19 protein-coding genes and 1 pseudogene are annotated in these 17,711 nt (G+C 55.1%); 12 read left to right on the forward strand and 8 right to left on the reverse strand.

The annotated features are described in order from the left end of the window. Nucleotides 1-80: 80 nt before the first annotated feature. Nucleotides 81-557: a hypothetical protein gene (locus tag ACYQ04_RS00650; RefSeq protein ID WP_460126770.1), complete on the forward strand. Its 477-nt coding sequence runs from the start codon at nt 81-83 to the stop codon at nt 555-557. On the opposite strand, the gene ACYQ04_RS00655 is transcribed toward ACYQ04_RS00650, so the two are convergent. After that, the gene (locus tag ACYQ04_RS00655) at nt 551-1,024 is read right to left on the reverse strand and encodes a pyruvoyl-dependent arginine decarboxylase (RefSeq protein WP_099212257.1); all 474 of its coding nucleotides are present in this window, start codon (nt 1,022-1,024) and stop codon (nt 551-553) included. The genes ACYQ04_RS00650 and ACYQ04_RS00655 overlap by 7 nt on opposite strands. Before the next feature lie 72 nt (nt 1,025-1,096). Next, entirely contained in the window at nt 1,097-2,224 is a 1,128-nt protein-coding gene (locus tag ACYQ04_RS00660) for a cation:proton antiporter (RefSeq protein ID WP_460126772.1), read from the reverse strand. Between the two features lie 110 nt (nt 2,225-2,334). Between ACYQ04_RS00660 and gcvH the strand changes: the two genes are divergently transcribed. From gcvH to ACYQ04_RS00675, 3 genes are all read left to right on the forward strand, one after another. Beyond that, nucleotides 2,335-2,739 (forward strand): glycine cleavage system protein GcvH, encoded by a 405-nt coding sequence (gcvH, locus tag ACYQ04_RS00665; RefSeq protein WP_460127234.1) that lies wholly within the window; start codon nt 2,335-2,337, stop codon nt 2,737-2,739. 57 nt (nt 2,740-2,796) lie between these two features. Further along, a complete protein-coding gene (locus ACYQ04_RS00670) occupies nt 2,797-3,138 on the forward strand; it encodes a DUF7132 family protein (protein ID WP_042691817.1) in 342 nt (113 codons plus the stop codon). A 233-nt stretch (nt 3,139-3,371) separates the two neighbouring features. Beyond that, nucleotides 3,372-4,469 (forward strand): AAA family ATPase, encoded by a 1,098-nt coding sequence (locus tag ACYQ04_RS00675; RefSeq protein WP_460126774.1) that lies wholly within the window; start codon nt 3,372-3,374, stop codon nt 4,467-4,469. Between the two features lie 26 nt (nt 4,470-4,495). On the opposite strand, the gene gltA is transcribed toward ACYQ04_RS00675, so the two are convergent. Together gltA and ACYQ04_RS00685 are read right to left on the reverse strand one after the other, a co-directional pair. Beyond that, nucleotides 4,496-5,941 carry an NADPH-dependent glutamate synthase gene (gltA, locus tag ACYQ04_RS00680; RefSeq protein ID WP_460126776.1) on the reverse strand — a complete coding sequence of 482 codons (1,446 nt, stop codon included), beginning with the start codon at nt 5,939-5,941 and terminating at the stop codon, nt 4,496-4,498. Next, nucleotides 5,941-6,807, reverse strand: coding sequence for a sulfide/dihydroorotate dehydrogenase-like FAD/NAD-binding protein (locus tag ACYQ04_RS00685; RefSeq protein ID WP_460126778.1), 867 nt, complete (start codon nt 6,805-6,807; stop codon nt 5,941-5,943). Before ACYQ04_RS00685 ends, gltA begins: the two co-directional genes overlap by 1 nt. 168 nt (nt 6,808-6,975) lie before the next feature. On the opposite strand from ACYQ04_RS00685, the gene ACYQ04_RS00690 reads away from it, so the two are divergent. Next, entirely contained in the window at nt 6,976-7,194 is a 219-nt protein-coding gene (locus tag ACYQ04_RS00690; RefSeq protein WP_460126780.1) for a hypothetical protein, read from the forward strand. On the opposite strand, the gene ACYQ04_RS00695 is transcribed toward ACYQ04_RS00690, so the two are convergent. Both ACYQ04_RS00695 and ACYQ04_RS00700 read right to left on the reverse strand, forming a co-directional pair. Beyond that, on the reverse strand, nt 7,181-7,942 hold the full coding sequence (locus tag ACYQ04_RS00695) for a methyltransferase domain-containing protein (protein WP_167913866.1): 762 nt from the start codon (nt 7,940-7,942) through the stop codon (nt 7,181-7,183). The two genes, ACYQ04_RS00690 and ACYQ04_RS00695, sit on opposite strands and share 14 nt — an antisense overlap. Continuing rightward, a complete protein-coding gene (locus ACYQ04_RS00700; RefSeq protein WP_460127235.1) occupies nt 7,935-8,555 on the reverse strand; it encodes a DUF257 family protein in 621 nt (206 codons plus the stop codon). Before ACYQ04_RS00700 ends, ACYQ04_RS00695 begins: the two co-directional genes overlap by 8 nt. Nucleotides 8,556-8,612: 57 nt before the next feature. On the opposite strand from ACYQ04_RS00700, the gene ACYQ04_RS00705 reads away from it, so the two are divergent. Then, nucleotides 8,613-8,945: a signal recognition particle protein Srp19 gene (locus ACYQ04_RS00705; RefSeq protein ID WP_460126783.1), complete on the forward strand. Its 333-nt coding sequence runs from the start codon at nt 8,613-8,615 to the stop codon at nt 8,943-8,945. On the opposite strand, the gene ACYQ04_RS00710 is transcribed toward ACYQ04_RS00705, so the two are convergent. Beyond that, nucleotides 8,946-9,188: an Lrp/AsnC family transcriptional regulator gene (locus ACYQ04_RS00710; RefSeq protein WP_042691796.1), complete on the reverse strand. Its 243-nt coding sequence runs from the start codon at nt 9,186-9,188 to the stop codon at nt 8,946-8,948. It abuts the gene before it with no gap. A 194-nt stretch (nt 9,189-9,382) separates the two neighbouring features. Between ACYQ04_RS00710 and ACYQ04_RS00715 the strand changes: the two genes are divergently transcribed. The 5 genes from ACYQ04_RS00715 to ACYQ04_RS00735 are packed head-to-tail and all read left to right on the forward strand — an operon-like array spanning nt 9,383 to nt 15,840. Further along, nucleotides 9,383-11,611: an ABC transporter substrate-binding protein gene (locus tag ACYQ04_RS00715; protein WP_460126785.1), complete on the forward strand. Its 2,229-nt coding sequence runs from the start codon at nt 9,383-9,385 to the stop codon at nt 11,609-11,611. A 56-nt stretch (nt 11,612-11,667) separates the two neighbouring features. After that, entirely contained in the window at nt 11,668-12,669 is a 1,002-nt protein-coding gene (locus ACYQ04_RS00720; RefSeq protein WP_099212227.1) for an ABC transporter permease, read from the forward strand. 10 nt (nt 12,670-12,679) lie between these two features. Further along, on the forward strand, nt 12,680-13,885 hold the full coding sequence (locus ACYQ04_RS00725; protein ID WP_460127236.1) for an ABC transporter permease: 1,206 nt from the start codon (nt 12,680-12,682) through the stop codon (nt 13,883-13,885). Beyond that, nucleotides 13,878-14,858: an ABC transporter ATP-binding protein gene (locus ACYQ04_RS00730; protein ID WP_460126787.1), complete on the forward strand. Its 981-nt coding sequence runs from the start codon at nt 13,878-13,880 to the stop codon at nt 14,856-14,858. Before ACYQ04_RS00725 ends, ACYQ04_RS00730 begins: the two co-directional genes overlap by 8 nt. A gap of 7 nt (nt 14,859-14,865) precedes the next feature. Next, complete coding sequence (locus ACYQ04_RS00735) at nt 14,866-15,840, forward strand: ABC transporter ATP-binding protein (protein ID WP_460127237.1); 975 nt, start codon at nt 14,866-14,868, stop codon at nt 15,838-15,840. Here ACYQ04_RS00735 and ACYQ04_RS00740 read toward each other — a convergent pair. Beyond that, nucleotides 15,807-16,457: a hypothetical protein gene (locus ACYQ04_RS00740; protein WP_460126789.1), complete on the reverse strand. Its 651-nt coding sequence runs from the start codon at nt 16,455-16,457 to the stop codon at nt 15,807-15,809. The two genes, ACYQ04_RS00735 and ACYQ04_RS00740, sit on opposite strands and share 34 nt — an antisense overlap. A gap of 44 nt (nt 16,458-16,501) precedes the next feature. On the opposite strand from ACYQ04_RS00740, the pseudogene ACYQ04_RS00745 reads away from it, so the two are divergent. Further along, nucleotides 16,502-17,515: pseudogene (locus tag ACYQ04_RS00745) on the forward strand (DEAD/DEAH box helicase); the annotation flags it as partial. Nucleotides 17,516-17,711: the final 196 nt, after the last annotated feature.

A 17,711-nucleotide genomic window follows, 5' to 3' on the forward strand; every position in this document is an offset into this window, starting at 1 on the left:
GCTTAGCTCGCCCTTCGGGTTTTAAACCTATGGGTTTTCACGGGGCAAAGTTATTAAAGCCCTCCCGCGAGTTGGTAGCGATGGCCGAGGCAGAGCTCAGACGGCTTTTGGCGCAGAGGATTGCCGAACTCTGGGCTGAAATCAGTGAGGAAGCCCGGACTGGAATTCCGCACTTAGTGGGAGAGATTAGCGGTGGCGAGGAATTGAGCGTTGAGTTAAACGTTGCCTTCTTCGATGACTACCGCCTCGAGCGCTTCCTCGACGATGGGGTCCTCTTCTTCGTCTTTCCCGCTGACGAGGGCAGTCCGAGGGCACTCTTCGTGTCGCTATGGCGCTTCCTTCAAGGAAAGGGCGTCCCGAGGCTTCTCCTTCCCGGTGTAAGGCTTGAAGGCCCCTTGGGTGAGGCGCTGAGAAAGCTCGGCTTCGACGTTCTCTGGATGACCGGGGATTCAATCGTTGAGGTCTGGGCTGTCAAGGGAAAGGTCCGATACGAGATGGTGTTTGAAAGAACGGGGGAGAGGGAGTTCACCCTCGTTGAAAAGAGAAGGGTTCAGTAGGGGAACATGACGACGACCGCTATGGCCGCGGCGGGCTTGTCCTTGACTGTTATCTCGGCGCTCGCCACCTTGAACTCCCCGAGCTCCCAGCCGCGGTTTGCAAAGCCTTCCTCCACCATCTTCCTGACGATTTCCTTGGCCTCCTCCTCACTGCAGTAGCCCGCGTACTCGTAGATTAGGCCACCCTCGTTGTTCTTGCTTATTCCGACTCCAAGGGCCGCGCTGATTGTCATACCTGGCTCGTCACTCTCGATGTGTGCGTATACGGTCGGCAGGAGCATTCCAATTGGAACGTCGTGGACCTTCTCCATCCACTCGATGTGTGCCGGAATAACGCTGCTGAGCTTGACGAGGTTGACGTTTCCGATGCCGAGCTTAAGGAGTGCGTTGTCGAAGGCGTTGAGCTTGGTTCCGCCCTCTGCGGCGGCGGCACCCATGAATGCCCTCTTCGGGGTAGTCCAGCTCATTTTCACCACCTTAAAACTTCTTCAATCACTCCACCGGTTAGCGGCGAGCTTATAAACCTTGCCCAAAAATTCTTAGGGTTTCTGGGCTGCGCTGAGGATTCTTCCAATCGTGGCGGACAGGAATATCCCCGCGACTGAGGTGAATGCGGTTATCGAGTAGAGGGTTCCAGTTAAAACGCCGTAGCTGTTTCCGAGGTCCGCCACGAGCAGGCCAAGGATTCCAAAGCTGACGAGTCCCGTTGCCTTGGCGAGCGAACTGACTGGCCGCCCATCCCACTCGAGGATTACAGTCAGCAGGAAGCGGACGGAGTACACCACGAGGAACCCGTAGAGCACCACGGGGGTTATCTCCGCCCTAAAGTTCATCCCACGCCAGGCGAAGAATATGGGTGCGAAGATTCCGCTGGTCACACCGCTTAGAATCGTTTCAAGCCTCTCGTACTGCTTTGTACCGACCAAATCGCTGTGGAGGAGCAACCCTGCGAGGAAACCGCCGATTGTAAAGTGCATTCCCACTTCCTCACTTATGAATCCGAGAGTCGCCGCGAAGACCATGAAGATACCGAAGACGGCCTCGTCGCTCTTCAGCTTTCTGAGCTGTTTTATGAGCCACACCTTGTGCTGGATTCCGATTTTATAATTGATGTAGAGCACGCCACCGATGAAGAGAACCTGTTTCGCTATCGTCGTCAAGAGATTTAGGGTGCTCTCTGCCCCCTTGAAGTTCGCCAGGATGTACACTAGTATCAGTATTGAGACCTCACTGATTATCGCGTAGGACAGGGCAACGTGGAGGTAGTCGTCGCCGAAGAAACGCTTGAGCTTGACCACTATCGGCGCGCTAGCAACCGCTAGGATTGCCGCGGCAAGCACGTTTCCGGTTCCGATGCTGTAATCAGTGAAGGGTAGGGTGATTAGAAGCATGACGCCAAACGTCACCCCATAGACTGGCAGAGCCTTTCTCCCGCCTATGTGGAGCTCCTCCGGCGTTATCTCAAGCCCCGCCGAAATCATAAGGAAGAATATACCGAACTCTGCGAGGAGGTTCATCTCGTTGGAGGGAACGCCGCTCAGAACGTAGCCCAGTATCAGGCCGGCCGCTATCTCGCCCACTATTCCCGGGTAGCCGAGCCTCTCGAAGAGCTCCGCGAGGAACCTGCACAGGGCTATGATGATGAGAACGTAGCCTATAATCTGCATCGGCCCACCTCGCTTTAGAGTCCCCTAAACTCTGGGCATGGTGCGATATAAGCCTTCCGTTTCGAGAAAGGTTTAAATGCCCAAAGTTGTTAGGGTGGACGGTGATGTTCATGATTGAAGTTGGAGACTACAAGGTTAAGGAAGGTCTCTACTACACGAAGGACCACGAGTGGGTTCAGGTCCTCGACGACGGAACCGTTCTCGTCGGCATAAGCGACTACGCCCAGAAGGAGCTGGGCGATTTGGCCTACGTCGAGCTTCCCGAGGTTGGAACCGAGGTCAACAAAGGCGACGTTCTCTGTGAACTCGAGAGCGTCAAGGCAGTCAGCGAGGTCTACGCTCCGGTCAGCGGCGAGGTCATTGAGGTCAACGAAGAACTTGAGGACAGCCCCGAGGTTCTCAACGAAGAGCCTTACGAGCACTGGATTGCCAAGCTCAAGCCGAGCAACCTCGAGGAAGAGCTCAAGGAGCTCATGGATGCAGAGGCCTACGCGAAGTATCTGGAGAGCCTCTGACCTTCTCCTTTCCGCAACCGTTAAGTATCTTCTTGCCTATTCTTCTTGGTGGTTACTATGAAGGTTCTGAAGGAATGGGACGTTAAGGTGAAGCTTGTTAAGACAAAGAGGGGAGCGATTCTCCACATGATTGAACTGGAGCCGGGGCACTTCTACCTCGAACAGAACCCGCTCAAGGACTCAAAGTACGGCGTCGCCTACAGGAAGATAAAGGAGAACTTCCCCGAGTTCTATATGTTCTGGGAGATTAAGAACAACCGCTACACCGGAAAGCTCTTAGCTGGAGCGTTCCTGGAGAAGAAAGAGATAGACGACTTCATAACTCTCCTCGCCCAAACCGAGGACTTCAAGAAGTTCGAGGAAATCCTTGAGGAGATTGAAGAGCTTGAGGAGGAGTGAGCTCGGCCCTTAGCTCTCATCATTTTTGCCGTGTAAAACACGGACTCAGATACCCTAGAGGTCGTCATCGCTCGGTTTCTTTCAAGAAGGGGAGGATAAAAGCCTAACGGCTCCGTCAGTATACCCCTCATCACGTTTCAGCTACCGTGAGGCTCGTCATCGCCTTCCCTACTCCTACCAGCGACTTAAAAACCAAACCCTTATAACTTCTGCCCCAGTAGTTAACTACTGGGGTGGTAGTTACGTACTTCGATACCCGACCGAAGAGGAAGCGCGAGGATTTGTACGACAGGGAGAAAGAGCTGAGCGACTTTGAAAACTCCCTCCGCTCAAACAATCCCCTCACGGTCATCACTGGAATCCGGAGGCTGGGGAAAACCTCTCTCCTCCTCGTGGGGCTGAACGAACTCGGCGTTCCCTACGTTCTCGTGGACTTCAGAGGAGTGAACCCGAACTCCAGAATGGACGTCTACAAGCGGATAGAAAGCGCGTTAAACCTCTTCTTCCGTGAGAACCGCAGCCTCTGGGAGGACCTCAAGGAGAACCTCAGGACCATAACGGGCCTTCGAGTTCTAAGCTTCGGCGTCAATCTCTCTTGGCGCGAGGAGAAAACGGACTTGATAGCCCTGTTCCGGGAGCTCGAGAAGCACAACGTCGTTCTGGCCTTCGATGAGGTGCAGTATTTGAGGGGCCCCATAGGAAGCGAGTTCTCTGGTTTAATCGCTCACCTCTACGACTACTCGAACCTGAGAATCGTCATGACCGGCTCCGAAGTTGGTCTGCTCCACGACTACCTCGGCGTGGACGACCCCAAGGCGCCCCTCTACGGCAGGTACTTCCACGAGGTTACACTCTCAAGGTTCACGCGGGAGCAGAGCAAGGACTTTCTGATTAAGGGGTTCGAACAGGTTAGGGTTACCCCTCCAGAAGAGCTAATCGAGGCTGCGGTGGAGAAGCTCGACGGCATCGTTGGCTGGCTCGTCCTCTTCGGCAGGAGGGTTCTCGAGAAGGGGCCCTCCAGTGAAATAGTCGAGGATGTCTTTGAAGAGGCCAAGAGACTCGCGCTGGAGGAGTTCGAGAACTTCCTCTCCAAGAGACCCTCGGCAAGGAAACGCTACCTGGAGATAATGCGCGCAGTTGCGAGCGGAAGGAACACGTGGGAAGAGATAAAAGAGCACCTCGAACGGAAAGAAGGCAAGAGCATAGCCGACAGCGTGCTGGCGAGGCTTCTAAAGGCGCTCGTAGATTCCTCTTTCCTCCAGAAGGTCAAAGAGGGCCGGAACGTCCATTACAAAATCCCTGACCCGGTGCTTGAGGCGGTGTTTAAGTAACAAGAAAACAAGAGGAGAGGAACCCCTCACGCGTTCTGGCCTTCCCTCTTCTTTGTGAGGTACTCGTGGATTGCCTTCGCGGCCCTTCTTCCGTCGCCCATTGCGAGGATAACCGTTGCCTCTCCCCTTATCGCGTCTCCGCCGGCGAAGACTCCCGGAATGCTCGTCATAAGGTTCTCATCGACTACGATTCTTCCGCGCTCGACCTTCAGGCCGGGCGTGTTGATGATGAGCCTGTTGGGGTGCTTGCCGATTGCTATTATGACGGTGTCCGCCTCAATCGTCACGTACTCGCCGGTTCCGACTATCTTCCTCTTGCCCCTGCTGTCGCGCTCCTCGAGCGGTTTCATCTTCTCGAACTTAACGGCTTTGACGTTGCCCTTCTCGTCGCCGATGAACTCAACCGGATTGACGAAGTACTCGAACTTTATACCTTCTTCCTTGGCGTGCTCGACCTCTTCCTCCCTGGCGGAAACGTCCTCCTCACCGCGCCTGTACGCGATGATAACCTCGGCACCGAAGCGCCTTGCAGAGCGAGCCGCGTCCATTGCAGTGTTTCCGGCGCCGATGACGATTACCCTCTTCCCGACCTTCACAGGAGTGTCGTACTCGGGGAACAGGTAGGCCTTCATGAGGTTAACCCTTGTAAGGAACTCGTTGGCAGTGTAGATTCCGTTGAGGTTTATGCCGGGAGCGTTGATGAGTCTTGGAGTTCCGGCGCCCGAGCCTATGAAGACGGCGTCGTACTCTTCAAGGAGCTCCTCTATGGTCACGGTCTTTCCAACTATGTGGTCGGTGAGTATTTTGACGCCGAGCTTCCTGAGCTTGTCAATCTCGCTCTCGACGATGCTCTTGGGGAGCCTGAACTCGGGAATGCCGTACATCAGAACTCCTCCGGGCTCGTGAAGGGCCTCGTAGATTGTAACGTCGTAGCCGAGCTTCGCCAGCTCTCCCGCTGCCGTAAGTCCGGCCGGACCGGCCCCTATGATTGCTACGCGCTGTCCCTTCTTCTCTATCTTCGGCACCATCTCGAAGAGGAGCTCCTCGTCTATGCCCTTCTCGCGGGCGTAGTCGGCAACGAACCTCTCGAGCTTGCCGATGTTGACCTTGTCTCCGACTTTACCCATGACACAGTTCATCTCACACTGGTCCTCCTGTGGGCAGACGCGACCAGTCGTGGCCGGAAGGGAGTTGCAGGCCCATATGACCTGAAGGGCCTCCTTCACGGCCTTGTCCGGGTCGTCGCGGTACTGGACGAGCTTGCCGATGAAGCCCGGAATGTCTATGTGGACGGGACAGCCTTTTATACAGGGCGCGTAGTTTGCCGGACACTGGAGGCAACGCTCCGCTTCCTTAACGGCAAGCTCGAAGGTGTAACCGAGGTTGACCTCCTTGAAGTCCTTAATCCTCTCCTCCGCCGGCCTCTCCGGCGTTGGAACGCGCTCCTTGATGAGCTTCCTCTTGACGGCCATCACTGCTCACCTCCCTGGACGGCCTTCATGTACTCCTGAAACGCCCTCATCTCCATGTCAGTGTAATAACCGGTCCTCGCTATGAGAACGTCCCAGTCAACCTGATAGGCGTCGAACTCGGGACCGTCTATGCAGGCGAACTTGACCTCACCGCCGACTGTAACACGGCAGGCACCGCACATACCGGTTCCGTCTACCATAATCGGGTGCAGGTCGGCCTTCATCGGGATTCCAAACTCCTTGACGACCTCGAAGACGGCCTTCTGGTCGCCGGCCGGGCCGACCATGAAGACGAGGTCGTAATCCTCTTTTTCAAGCATCTCGCGAACCTTCTCGACGAGCCTCTTGGTGACGTTCTTCATGTTGGTCGGGAAGTCGAGGTTCGGGTCAATGGGAACGGTCTCGAGGACGTGCCTTCCAACGGCCTTCTCAAGCTCGTCCCTGAGAACGACCATCGGTTCAAATGTGACGTGGAGCGTCGTGACGTCGTTTCCAAGTTCCTGCCAGGCCTTGGCTATAGGATAGACCTCGACTATTCCAGTGTAGGCTCCAATCGCGAGAATCTTACCGAACTTTTCCATCTCGGCCGGGTTTCCGAGGGGGCCGGCTATGTTTAGGATTGAATCGCCGGGCTTGAGCTCGTTGGCCATCCTCATGGTCGTCTTTCCGCGGATGAAGGTTATCAGGACAATCCAGCCCTCTTCCCTGTCCCACATCACCGGCGTGAGGGGAATCCTTTCGCCGTTCGGGAAGGCCCTCACGATGACGAACTGGCCGGGCTGGACCTTCTTGGCCACGTGGGGGGCCTCAACCTTATACCAGATGTTCCTCATGGAGAGCTCCTTCTTCTCGAGTATCCGGTACACGATGAACACCTCCGTGCATGAGCCCAAAGTTGGACATCTAAAGGTTCAGAACCTTTAGTGTTTATAAAGATGTGCTCAACCTTTGGTTGAGAACTCCGAAGGGATTTCGAGGGAGGACTTTGAAACCTGAAGGAAACGCTTTTTAATGCTGATATGGAGGTTATTGCGGTGCTGAAAATGAAATGGAAGCGGGTTGTGTATCACATCGCCGTGATTGTGGCGGCCTTGGGGATGTTTCTGCCCCTTCTCTATGGGGCGGTGCCCCTTGTCAGGGAACTCCTCGGGAGCAATCCCCTCATTAAATCAGTGACGGTGATAGCACTCAGCTGGTTAATAGCCTACCTCACGTTTGGGGACGGAAAGAAAGAAGAGCTCACAGCTTCCTGAGGAAGGTTATATAGCCTGTATGGGCCAGCATCGTCGTTTTCGGCCTCATACAGTCCCTCTTTACCTCCTGTTCTCTGACGAGGACCTCGACGACCCTCGGCCTCATGAAGTGCTCCCTGTACTCCTCCAGCGCCCTGAAGAAGCGGTGAACCTGGTTCATACAGGGTGTGTAGGCCACGAAGTAGCCACCGGGCCTTAAAACATCAACCGCGTGCGGAAGGACGTTCTCCGGTTGCGGTAAATCCAGAACGATGTGGTCGGCGGTTTCCTCCTCTATGCCGTCGTAGATGCTCCTGTTCTTCAGAACAACCCTGTCCGAGAAGCCGGCAAGCTCAATGTTCCTCTTCGCTATCTCGTAGAAGTCCTTCCTGACCTCGTAGCTTATCACTTTTCCCTCCGGTCCTACGGCGTTGGCGAGGAAGATTGTCAAAGCCCCGCTCCCGGCGCCGGCTTCTATGACGGTGTCGCCGGGTGAAATGCCGGCGTAGGCTATTATTATGCCCGCATCCTTGGGGTGGACTATCTGTGGTCCGCGTTTCATCTTCGCTATTATGTCATTGATGTCTGGCTTGAGCGCCACGAAGGTTTCACCTTTATGGCTCTCTATCCTGCTCCCGTAGGGCTTTCCTATGAGCTCGCCAAGTTTGAGGATTCCAAGGTCGGTGTGGAATTCCCGGTCCTCAACCTTCACAAGGTAGCGCTTTCCCCTCTTATCGACGAGAAGAACCCTGCTTCCCTCCTCAATCACCAATCCCACCGTCCTTGTAGACTTTGAACTCCCCTCCGGAGACCTCTACTATTGCCGTGCTGAGTTCCTCGAGTATCGCGAGGTGAGCGCGCTTTATGACGTCGGCGTTCACGAAGTTGATTATGATGAGGTCCTCCGCTGGAATCGTGCTCACCGCCGTGAGTATTGACTTGATGGCGTTCTCGGGGTTGAAGTGGATGTAGTGGCCGAGTCCGAAGGTCACCATGTACTTCGGCTTCTGGGGAAGCCGTGATATCTTGCTCATGATGGAGTGGTAGCTCCTCAGGAACGTGTGCGGGTCGTAGCTCGGCACAACGTCCTCAAGGATTTCGCCGTAGGTTACCGTTCCCGGCCCGACCCTCACGACCCTTAGGTCCTTCAGGAGCTCCAGAACGCCGGAGTAATCAACATCTCCCCTCCTCATGAACTTCCTCAGCAGAATCTCGCCCATTCCAAAGAAGTCAACAACGACTACCCCGCCGGCGTTTATGGCAGGTAACAGCTCTCCCCACGCGAGGCTCTCTATTGGTTCTCGCGACTGATACTCGATTAAAACAACGTCTCCGGGGGTCATGAAGCTGAGCACGTCTTTCTCAAGGTTTTTGATGGCCATGACCTTCACCAAAAGGGTTTTTAACGGCCGGTCTTTTAAATCTTGCCGGGTGGGAAGATGAAGTTCGCGGTGTGGCCGAGCGAGCTCGACGCGAGACTCAGCAGGAAGTACGGGAGAACCGTTCCCAAGAACGTCGCGGTTGACGCCCCAAAGCTCTCCGAGGTAGAGGACGCCGTTCTAATCCTTGGGATGAAGGTCATTGAAAAGGACCACAGCAAGCTCAACCCCCGTCTCTCTGGCCTCGACGAGGAGCTCAGAACCTACGGTTTCCTGAGGGTTGAGAGCCCCTACGGAAAGGGGAAGAGCCTCAAAATGATTGCGGAGAAGATTAGAGAACTCCGTTCGAGGGCAAAGTCCAAGAAGGGCAAGGCTAAGAGGAAGAGAAGGTAATCACTCCTCCTCCATCTCAACGACGATGGCGGTAGTGGTGTCTATAACGCCGTCGATGTTGTGGATGTCGTGGAGGATTCTCCTCGTCAGCTCACCGAGGTCCTTGGCCTCGATGTGGACGATGGCATCGTAGGGACCGGTGACGGCGTCGGCCTTGGTAACGCCCGGTATCTGCTTGAGGGCCTCGATAACGCTCTCAACTTTTCCAATTTCCACAGTCAACAAAACATACGACCTGACCATTGGCATCACCGCCGAAATTTTCTTCGTTCTTTAATTGGAGGGCCGCTCATTTAAGCTTTTCTGTAAATGTCTTGAGTCCAGATGGACATCATTACTGGGGTTAGTAGTTCATCACCATGATGAAACGTTCAGCGAAAGCTTTATTACTTCATCGACACAATTCTTATTGCCTCAATAGACAGAGGTGGGCATTTATGAAAGGTAAAACCGCAGTAGTGCTTTTGGTAGTTTTTTTGGTTGCGTTTTCTGTAGTGGCCAGCGGCTGTATTGGAGGAAGCAGTGTTAGCAAGACGACCGTTAGTCCGGCTTCCCCAAGCTCCTCATCCAGCCAATCCAGCGCGAGCTCAAGCACTTCAAGCACAACTTCAAGCTCCTCGGCTGGAACAACCACCACAACCGTCCAGCAGTCCAAGGCGGTTAAGTACATAGAGGAGCACCTCTCCAAGGCGACCGTTGTTGATACTCCGAAGTACGTGGTTGTCGTTGGTCCAGCGGGAAGCGGTGCAAAGGTTAGCAACCTGCCGAACAAGCCCGTTGTAGTCGTCTCCTACAAGGTCAACGAGCAGAAGACTCCGACCATTCAGGAGCTCATGAAGAACCAGCAGGGTTTCGGTCAGATTAACCCCGCCTTCATGCGCGACCCTGACCTCGATGCCCTCATCCAGGTAGCGAGGAAGGTTACCGACCCAACCCTTAGGGGTGCCCTCTACAACGCCCTCTACATCCTCGCCAACAAGCTCGTTCCCGAGATAATCATCGGTGACAACAAAGCAACCCGTGTTTACTGGAGCTGGGTCCACAACTGGTATTACAACCCGGTCCTCGCCGCGCGCTGGGACCTCGTTATGGAGGACAAGAACGCCCCCAAGGTGCAGATTGGAATAGGCAACTACGAGAACGAGCCTGGAACGATAGTTGAAACCACCATCGGATGGCCAAGCTCCTTCGACCCGGCTTTCGACTACGAGACCTTCGGATGGGCCCTCTACCACAACGTCGGTGACACGCTCGTTACCTACTGGGAGAACGAGACCAAGAAGGTCTCACCCGACCTTGCGGTTGCTTGGGCTCACAACAAGAACGGAACCGTCTGGTACTTCGTCATCCGCGGTGGAGTCAAGGCCTACGACCCCAAGACCGGCAAACTCTACCCGATTAACGCCACCGACGTCGAGTTCGAGTTCTGGCGCATCCTCAGGGCTGGCTACTCCGTCAACTGGATGCTTGCTACCTACACCGACCTCAAGAAGAGCTACGCCATGAGCGACCAGGAGTTCAACAAGGTCCTCGCCAAGGGCGGAATAATAGCCGACTACAACGGCAAGACCAAGGAGGTTAAGAGCCTTAATGAGCTCCTCCAGTTCTTCGGCTACAGTGGACCCACCGCCGGCGTTTACAAGCTCGTCCTGCCGCAGCCGTACGGTGGAATACTCAGCGTTCTTGCCGACCCGTACCTCATGGTCATCCCTGCCAAGTACATGCTCGGCGACAAGTATGAGGAGGCCATGAAGGCGGCGGACTGGGGCAGGAACCCCGAGGCCTGGAACAAGTACATCCAGCAGGGTTCCAACGACCCGATTCACAAGATGCTCCAGAACAACCTCATCGGTGTCTTCACCGGGCCGTTCTACATTAAGGCCGCCAAGCAGAACAGCTACATAATCCTCGAGAGGAACCCGTACTACTGGAACGCCAGCGTCTGGAAGAAGCTTGAGCAGAAGTACCCGAACTACGTCACCACCAAGCGCGTCATCTACGTAATCTCCAACGACGCTACCACGAGGATAAGCCTCTTCCAGAAGGGCGTCGCCGACATCGCCGCAGTCCCTGTTGACAGGCTCAACGCCGTCAAGAACCTCAAGCTCGGCAACTTCCAGTCCAAGATTGACTCCTTCGTAACTCCGGACATGCTCTTCATAGTCCTCAACGTCCAGAAGAAGCCCTTCGACAACCAGCTCGTCAGGGAGGCCCTCGCATGGGCAACCCCGTACCAGCAGATTTACCAGGCCGTCTACAAGGGCTACATGGTGCCCAACTACGGACCGATTCCGATTGGATGGCTCGGCTACACGACCTACGGTGTTACCAAGTACACCTACAACCTCGCCAAGGCCCTTGAACTCATAAAGAAGTCGGGAATCGACCCGAAGAAGTACACGATAAGCATCTACTACAACACTGGAAACTCACAGCGTGAGAAGCTGGCAACGCTCCTCCAGAACAGCTGGGGACAGCTCGGCTTCAAGATTTCAGTGACGCCGCTCTCCTGGCCGACCCTCCTCAGCAAGACGGCCAGCGGCGACTTCGACGTCTACATCGTCGGATGGGCCCCGGACTTCCTCGACCCGGACGACTACATTGGCCCGTTCCTCCAGAGTGCGGTTGTCTTTGACAGCCTCAACTACGAGGTTATAAACGGCTGATTCCCTTTCTTTTCTTTCGATTGTTCTAAACGTAGAAGCTAAAGGAGGGAAAGGACGTGGCAGGGCTTGGAAAGTTCCTCGTTAGAAGGGCACTGACTTTTATCCCAACCCTCATCGGAGTCACGCTCATCGTTTTTGTAATAGCCTACGTAATCCCGGCCAATCCCGTCCGAGCCTGGGCCGGGGGTGAGAAGGCTTCTCAGGCCGCAATCGAGATGATTAAAAAGGAGTACCACCTCGACCAGCCTTGGTACGACCAGTACATTTTCCTTGTTAAGGGTCTCTTTACAAACTCCCTGCTCGACCCCCTGAATCAGGAGCCGGTTTTTACGAACATAGGTAATCGTTTCGTTGTAACGTTCCAACTGGCGTTGTTTGCGTTCCTGTTCGTGGTCCTAATGGGCCTCCCGTTGGGTATAATCTCCGCGCTTAAGAGGAACACAACCACGGACATGGTTCTCAGGATAATAGCTTTGATATTCATCTCAACGCCAATCTACGTTATAGCCTACCTCTTCATATGGCTCTTCTTCATTCACTGGAACATGACGACACTCGCGGGAATTCCGCCGGGTCCGCCCCACAAGATAACACACATCCCCGTCATAGACGACATACTAACGCTCAACTGGGGCAACTTCGTCGAGCAGGTCAAGCGCTTCTGGCTTCCGGGCTTTACGCTTGGAATCGCCGCGGCGGGTGTCCTCATGAGGTTCACGAGGAACTCCTTCCTTGAGGCCTACAGCAGGGACAGCACGCTCTTCCTCAAAGCCAAGGGAGTTCCAAAGAGCAGGCTCTACAGGCACGTTCTCAAGAACGCCCTCGTCCCCGTCATAACAATCCTCGCCCTCCAGTTCGGAGGACTGCTCGCAGGAACGCCGATTACCGAGACCGTCTTCAACCTCCCCGGAATCGGTCGCTACGCGCTCCAGGCGATAATGTACCTCGACTTCCCTGCCTTAATAGGCGTGACCTTCCTCTACGCCATAGTCTTCGTTACCGCCAACCTCGTTGCAGACATCCTCTACGCGGTCATAGACCCGAGGGTGAGGTTCTGAGGTGGTTGCCATGGCCGATACCAATGTTGAGGAGTACGAGACGAGGGAAGAATACGAGATGGGCATACTTGACAGGTTCAGCGACAAGCTAATAGACGGCTTTGCGTCCCTTATGGACCACATCAAAAAGGACTGGAAGCGTAAGAATCAGTCCAGGATAAAGGAATGGAAGCTGATGGCCTACGCCATAAACCGCTCACCGCCGACGCTCTTAGGGCTCTTCATCGTTATCATCTACATTTTCATCGGAATCTTTGGCCCATATCTGGCCCCGTGGCCCTACGACTTCTTCCCCGTCAACTACAACTACTCCGCCCAACTCGCGCCTCCCGGCTCAACGTATTTCCTCAACGTGACGACGATAGAGAACGGCTACATAGTCCACTACACGACCCACATTCACTACCTCCTTGGCTCCGACACCTACGGAAGGGACCTCGTCAGCATCCTGCTCGCCGGTGCGAGGACGGCACTCGTGCTGGACATCTTCATCATCCTGATAGGCCCGACGATAGGCATAATCCTCGGCTTAATCTCCGGCTACTACGGCGGCAAGATTGACGAGCTCATAATGCGTATAACGGACATGTTCCTTGCCTTCCCTGGATTAATCCTCGCAATAGCCCTCTCCGCAGTTCTGCCCGGCAGGATTCAGAACTTCCTCAACGCACACGCATGGGCGCAAACCCTCGTGCTCAAGCTGTTCGCACTCCATCCAAGGGACGTTAACAACCTCGGAAAACTGCTGGCCGTCTTCGTTGCCCTTGTCATAGTCTGGTGGCCGGGTTACGCGAGGATAACGCGTGGTTCGACGCTGACCGAAAAGGAGAACCTCTACGTCGAAGCCGCCCGTGCTATAGGTCTGCCAACGAGGACGATACTCTTCAGGCACATTCTTCCTAACATCATCGGCCCGATACTGGTTATGATTACAATGGACTTCGGTGGAATCATCCTCACGGAGGCCGGTCTGAGCTTCCTTGGACTCGGTGCGGTTCCACCGATACCGGACTGGGGTAACCTCATCAACCAGGGCTCTCAGCAGTTCCCACAGGCGTGGTGGCTGGTCGCCTTCCCGGGAATAGTCATAGTCACCGTCGTCCTTGGCTGGAACCTCCTCGGCGATGGTTTGAGGGACATACTCGACCCGAGAACGAGGAGGAGCCTCGAGTTCAAGCTCAAGAAGAAGTCCACTGGAGGTGAGGCCAGTGCCTGAACCAATCATAGAGATTAGAAACCTCAGCGTTTACTTTTACACTTACGCGGGAGTGGTCAAGGCAATCGAGAACGTCTCATTCGACATATACCGCGGTGAAACCCTGGCACTGGTCGGCGAGACCGGCTGTGGAAAGAGCGTCACATCAAGGGCGATAACCAAGCTCATCGAGAGTCCGGGAAAGATAGTGAACGGACAGGTCATCTACCACCGCGACGACGGCTCAACCGTTGATTTGCTCAAGCTGAGCGATGAGGAAATCAGGGAAATCCGCGGTAACGAGATAGCCTACATATTCCAGGACCCGCACTCCTCCCTGGACCCGCTCTACACCGTCGGCTACCAGATTGGAGAAGCTATGGAGGTTCACGGAAAGGTCAAGAACATCAAGGAGGGCATAGCGAAGGCCGTTAACATACTCCGCGAGGTTCTAATTCCAGACCCGGAGAACAGGGTGAAGAACTATCCCCACGAGATGAGCGGTGGTATGAAGCAGAGGGTCGTCATAGGAATCGGAATCGCCAACAATCCACGCCTGCTCATAGCGGACGAGCCGACGACGGCCTTAGACGTCACGGTTCAGGCCCAGATACTCGAGCTACTCAACGAGCTGAAGAGGAAGTACAACGCGACCGTGCTCATGATAACCCACAACCTCGGTGTCGTTGCTGAGACGGCCCAGCGCGTCGTCGTCATGTACGCCGGGAAGGTCGTCGAGATAGGAACAGTCGACCAGATATTCCACAACCCGCTTCACCCCTACACCGCGGCGCTCCTCAGGGCCGTCCCGAACCCGCTCGGAAAGATAGAGAAGCTCGAGAGCATTCCGGGAACGGTGCCGAACCTCATAACGCCACCGAAGGGCTGTCGCTTCCACCCGAGGTGCCCGCTGGCCGAGGAGAGGTGCAGGAAAGAGGTTCCAGAGCTCAAGGAGATAGAGCCGGGCCACTTCGTGGCCTGCCACAGGTACTGAGGTGATGATGATGGAGCCAGTGCTCAAGGTTGAAAACCTCAAGAAGCACTTCCCGGTTAGGAGCCTCCTGAGAACGGTGGCGTGGGTTAAGGCCGTTGATGGCGTCAGCTTCGAGATTCAGCCCGGAGAAACCTTTGGACTCGTCGGCGAGAGCGGTTGTGGAAAGACCACCACGGGGAGGACAATCCTCAGGTTAATCGAGCCGACCGACGGAAAGATAACCTTCAAGGGCAGGGACGTGACCAAGCTCAAGGGCAAGGAGCTCCTCTGGTTCAGGAGGCACGCCCAGATAATGTTCCAGGACCCCTACTCGTCGCTCGACCCGAGGCAGACGGTCTTCAACATCATAATGGAGCCGGTCAAGTTCCACGGCATCGAGGTTGACGACCCGGAGGAGTTCGTGATTAGGCTCCTCGAGAGCGTCGGCCTCAACGAGATGCACCTCTATCGCTACCCCCACGAGTTCAGCGGTGGTCAGAGGCAGAGGATAGCGCTGGCGAAGATACTCGCCCTTCAGCCTGATTTCGTCGTCCTCGACGAGCCGACATCAGCTTTAGACGTTTCGGTGCAGGCGAACATACTCAACACCCTCAAGGACCTCCAGAGAAGGCACGGCTTCTCGTACCTTTTCATAAGCCACGACCTCGGTGTCGTTAAGTACATGAGCCACAAGATGGGCGTTATGTACCTTGGAAAGCTCGTCGAGGTCGGTCCAGCCGAGAAAATCTTCGAGAACCCACTCCATCCTTACACCCAGATGCTCCTCTCGGCCATACCAATTCCCGACCCGGAGCTGGCGAGAAAGAAGAAGAAAATGGAAATCAAAGGCGAGCCGCCGAGTCCGATTAACCCGCCGAAGGGGTGCCGCTTCCACCCGAGGTGCCCGCTCGCCAAAGCTGGCCTCTGCGACAAGCAGGAGCCTCCAATGGTTGAGGTGGAGACAGACCACTACGTCGCCTGCTGGCTGTACGCGAAGGCTTGAGCTCCCTTTCTTATTTCTTCCGTTAGAGTTATTTTTCTGAGAATGGCTGAATAGAACGCCGTTCTAAACGTTGGGTCCATCCTCAGAAGGTTGGTGTAGACCTTATCTGTTCCCCCGTCACCTACGACCTCGCCCCCTTCAAGCCACAGCCTGCGGTAGACAACTCCCTTCTCCCTCACCCTAACCTCGGTCAGCTCACTTTCTCCTTTTACTCCGAGGATTTTCCCAAGGAGCGCCAGTCCGAGTGTATTCTCACGCTCGACCTTGGCAAGCTCCTCATCTATTGCTATATGTCTGCCGTGACCTGTTGGAATTCCAAGTATTCTCCAGACGTTCCAGCGCCTCATGTGGCCGACTCTCTTCTCCCGAGCCTCGATGGATGCACCCTGCAGGACCGTATAAAGCTCTTTTAGGAGTTCTTCAACTGGCCTTCCCAGTAGAACGGGGAGGGGATTTGTTGCCTTGACTGCTCTGAGCGACCTAGCGTCCCTAACAAGCGTTACCTTCCTGGGGGTCAGAGAAACAAACTCCGTGAAGTATGCGTCAATGGCATAAGTGCCTCTTTCCCGGTCTTTCTTCCAGACTTCAAAAACAACGTACGGAACTTCCATACCCATCCCAAACCTATTTAACCGCTCCCTCAATAAGGATTGCGGTCGAAATGAAGGTTGACGAACTTCCCGTTGACGAGAGACTTAAGGCCGTCATCAAGGAGAGGGGAATAGAGGAGCTTTACCCACCGCAGGCTGAAGCCTTGAAGAGCGGTGTATTAGAAGGTAAAAACCTCGTTCTGGCAATCCCAACGGCGAGCGGAAAAACCCTCGTGAGCGAGATAGTCATGGTGAACAAGCTCCTCCGTGAGGGAGGCAAAGCCGTCTACCTCGTCCCCCTCAAGGCCCTCGCCGAGGAGAAGTACCGCGAGTTCAAGGAGTGGGAGAAGCTGGGCCTGAAGGTCGCGGCGACCACAGGAGATTACGACTCGACCGACGACTGGCTCGGGAGGTACGACATAATAGTTGCCACAGCTGAGAAGTTCGACTCCCTTCTCAGGCACGGCGCGAGGTGGATTGACGACGTTAAGCTCGTGGTTGCCGACGAGGTCCACCTAATCGGCTCCTACGACAGGGGTGCGACGCTCGAGATGATTCTAACGCACATGCTCGGCAGGGCGCAGATATTGGCCTTGAGCGCCACAGTCGGCAACGCGGAGGAGCTGGCTGAGTGGCTCGACGCTTCCCTCGTCGTCAGCGACTGGAGACCCGTTCAGCTGAGAAAAGGGGTTTTCCACCTCGGAACGCTCATCTGGGAGGACGGGAAGGTCCAGAGCTACCCCGAGAACTGGTACTCCCTCGTTACCGATGCCGTAAAGCGGGGCAAGGGTGCCTTAGTTTTCGTCAACACGAGGCGCTCGGCAGAGAAGGAAGCCCTGGCCCTCTCAAAGCTCGTATCGTCTTATCTGACCAAGCCCGAGAAGCGGGCGTTGGAAAGCCTCACCAGCCAGCTCGAGGACAACCCCACGAGCGAGAAGCTAAAGCGGGCCCTCAGGGGCGGCGTCGCCTTCCATCACGCTGGACTGAGCAGGGTTGAGAGAACCCTCATCGAGGACGCTTTCCGGGATGGACTGATTAAAGTCATAACAGCGACGCCGACCCTCTGTATGCACCCAGAAACGCCAGTAATAACAAAAAACGGCGTTAAAAAAGTAAGTGAGCTCAGTGAAAGAGATGAAGTCCTGACTCACAGCGGCAATTTTAAGAGAGTCATCTCCCCCATCAAACGGCCACATAAGGGCAGGATGCTTGTAATCAAAGCGAGAGGCACCCTTCCCGTGAGGATAACACCTGAGCATATGGTGTGGGTCGTTAAAAGAA

This window comes from Thermococcus prieurii, assembly GCF_054657655.1.

Excerpts from the sequence above, each read along its gene's own strand:
- gcvH (WP_460127234.1), top strand. The coding sequence starts at position 2,335 with ATGATTGAAGTTGGAGACTACAAGGTTAAGGAAGGTCTCTACTACACG.
- ACYQ04_RS00710 (WP_042691796.1), bottom strand. The coding sequence starts at position 9,188 with ATGGTCAGGTCGTATGTTTTGTTGACTGTGGAAATTGGAAAAGTTGAG.
- ACYQ04_RS00715 (WP_460126785.1), top strand. The coding sequence starts at position 9,383 with ATGAAAGGTAAAACCGCAGTAGTGCTTTTGGTAGTTTTTTTGGTTGCG.
- ACYQ04_RS00650 (WP_460126770.1), top strand. The coding sequence starts at position 81 with ATGGCCGAGGCAGAGCTCAGACGGCTTTTGGCGCAGAGGATTGCCGAA.
- ACYQ04_RS00655 (WP_099212257.1), bottom strand. The coding sequence starts at position 1,024 with ATGAGCTGGACTACCCCGAAGAGGGCATTCATGGGTGCCGCCGCCGCA.
- ACYQ04_RS00660 (WP_460126772.1), bottom strand. The coding sequence starts at position 2,224 with ATGCAGATTATAGGCTACGTTCTCATCATCATAGCCCTGTGCAGGTTC.
- ACYQ04_RS00705 (WP_460126783.1), top strand. The coding sequence starts at position 8,613 with ATGAAGTTCGCGGTGTGGCCGAGCGAGCTCGACGCGAGACTCAGCAGG.
- ACYQ04_RS00670 (WP_042691817.1), top strand. The coding sequence starts at position 2,797 with ATGAAGGTTCTGAAGGAATGGGACGTTAAGGTGAAGCTTGTTAAGACA.
- ACYQ04_RS00735 (WP_460127237.1), top strand. The coding sequence starts at position 14,866 with ATGATGGAGCCAGTGCTCAAGGTTGAAAACCTCAAGAAGCACTTCCCG.
- ACYQ04_RS00725 (WP_460127236.1), top strand. The coding sequence starts at position 12,680 with ATGGCCGATACCAATGTTGAGGAGTACGAGACGAGGGAAGAATACGAG.
- gltA (WP_460126776.1), bottom strand. The coding sequence starts at position 5,941 with ATGGCCGTCAAGAGGAAGCTCATCAAGGAGCGCGTTCCAACGCCGGAG.
- ACYQ04_RS00700 (WP_460127235.1), bottom strand. The coding sequence starts at position 8,555 with ATGGCCATCAAAAACCTTGAGAAAGACGTGCTCAGCTTCATGACCCCC.
- ACYQ04_RS00740 (WP_460126789.1), bottom strand. The coding sequence starts at position 16,457 with ATGGGTATGGAAGTTCCGTACGTTGTTTTTGAAGTCTGGAAGAAAGAC.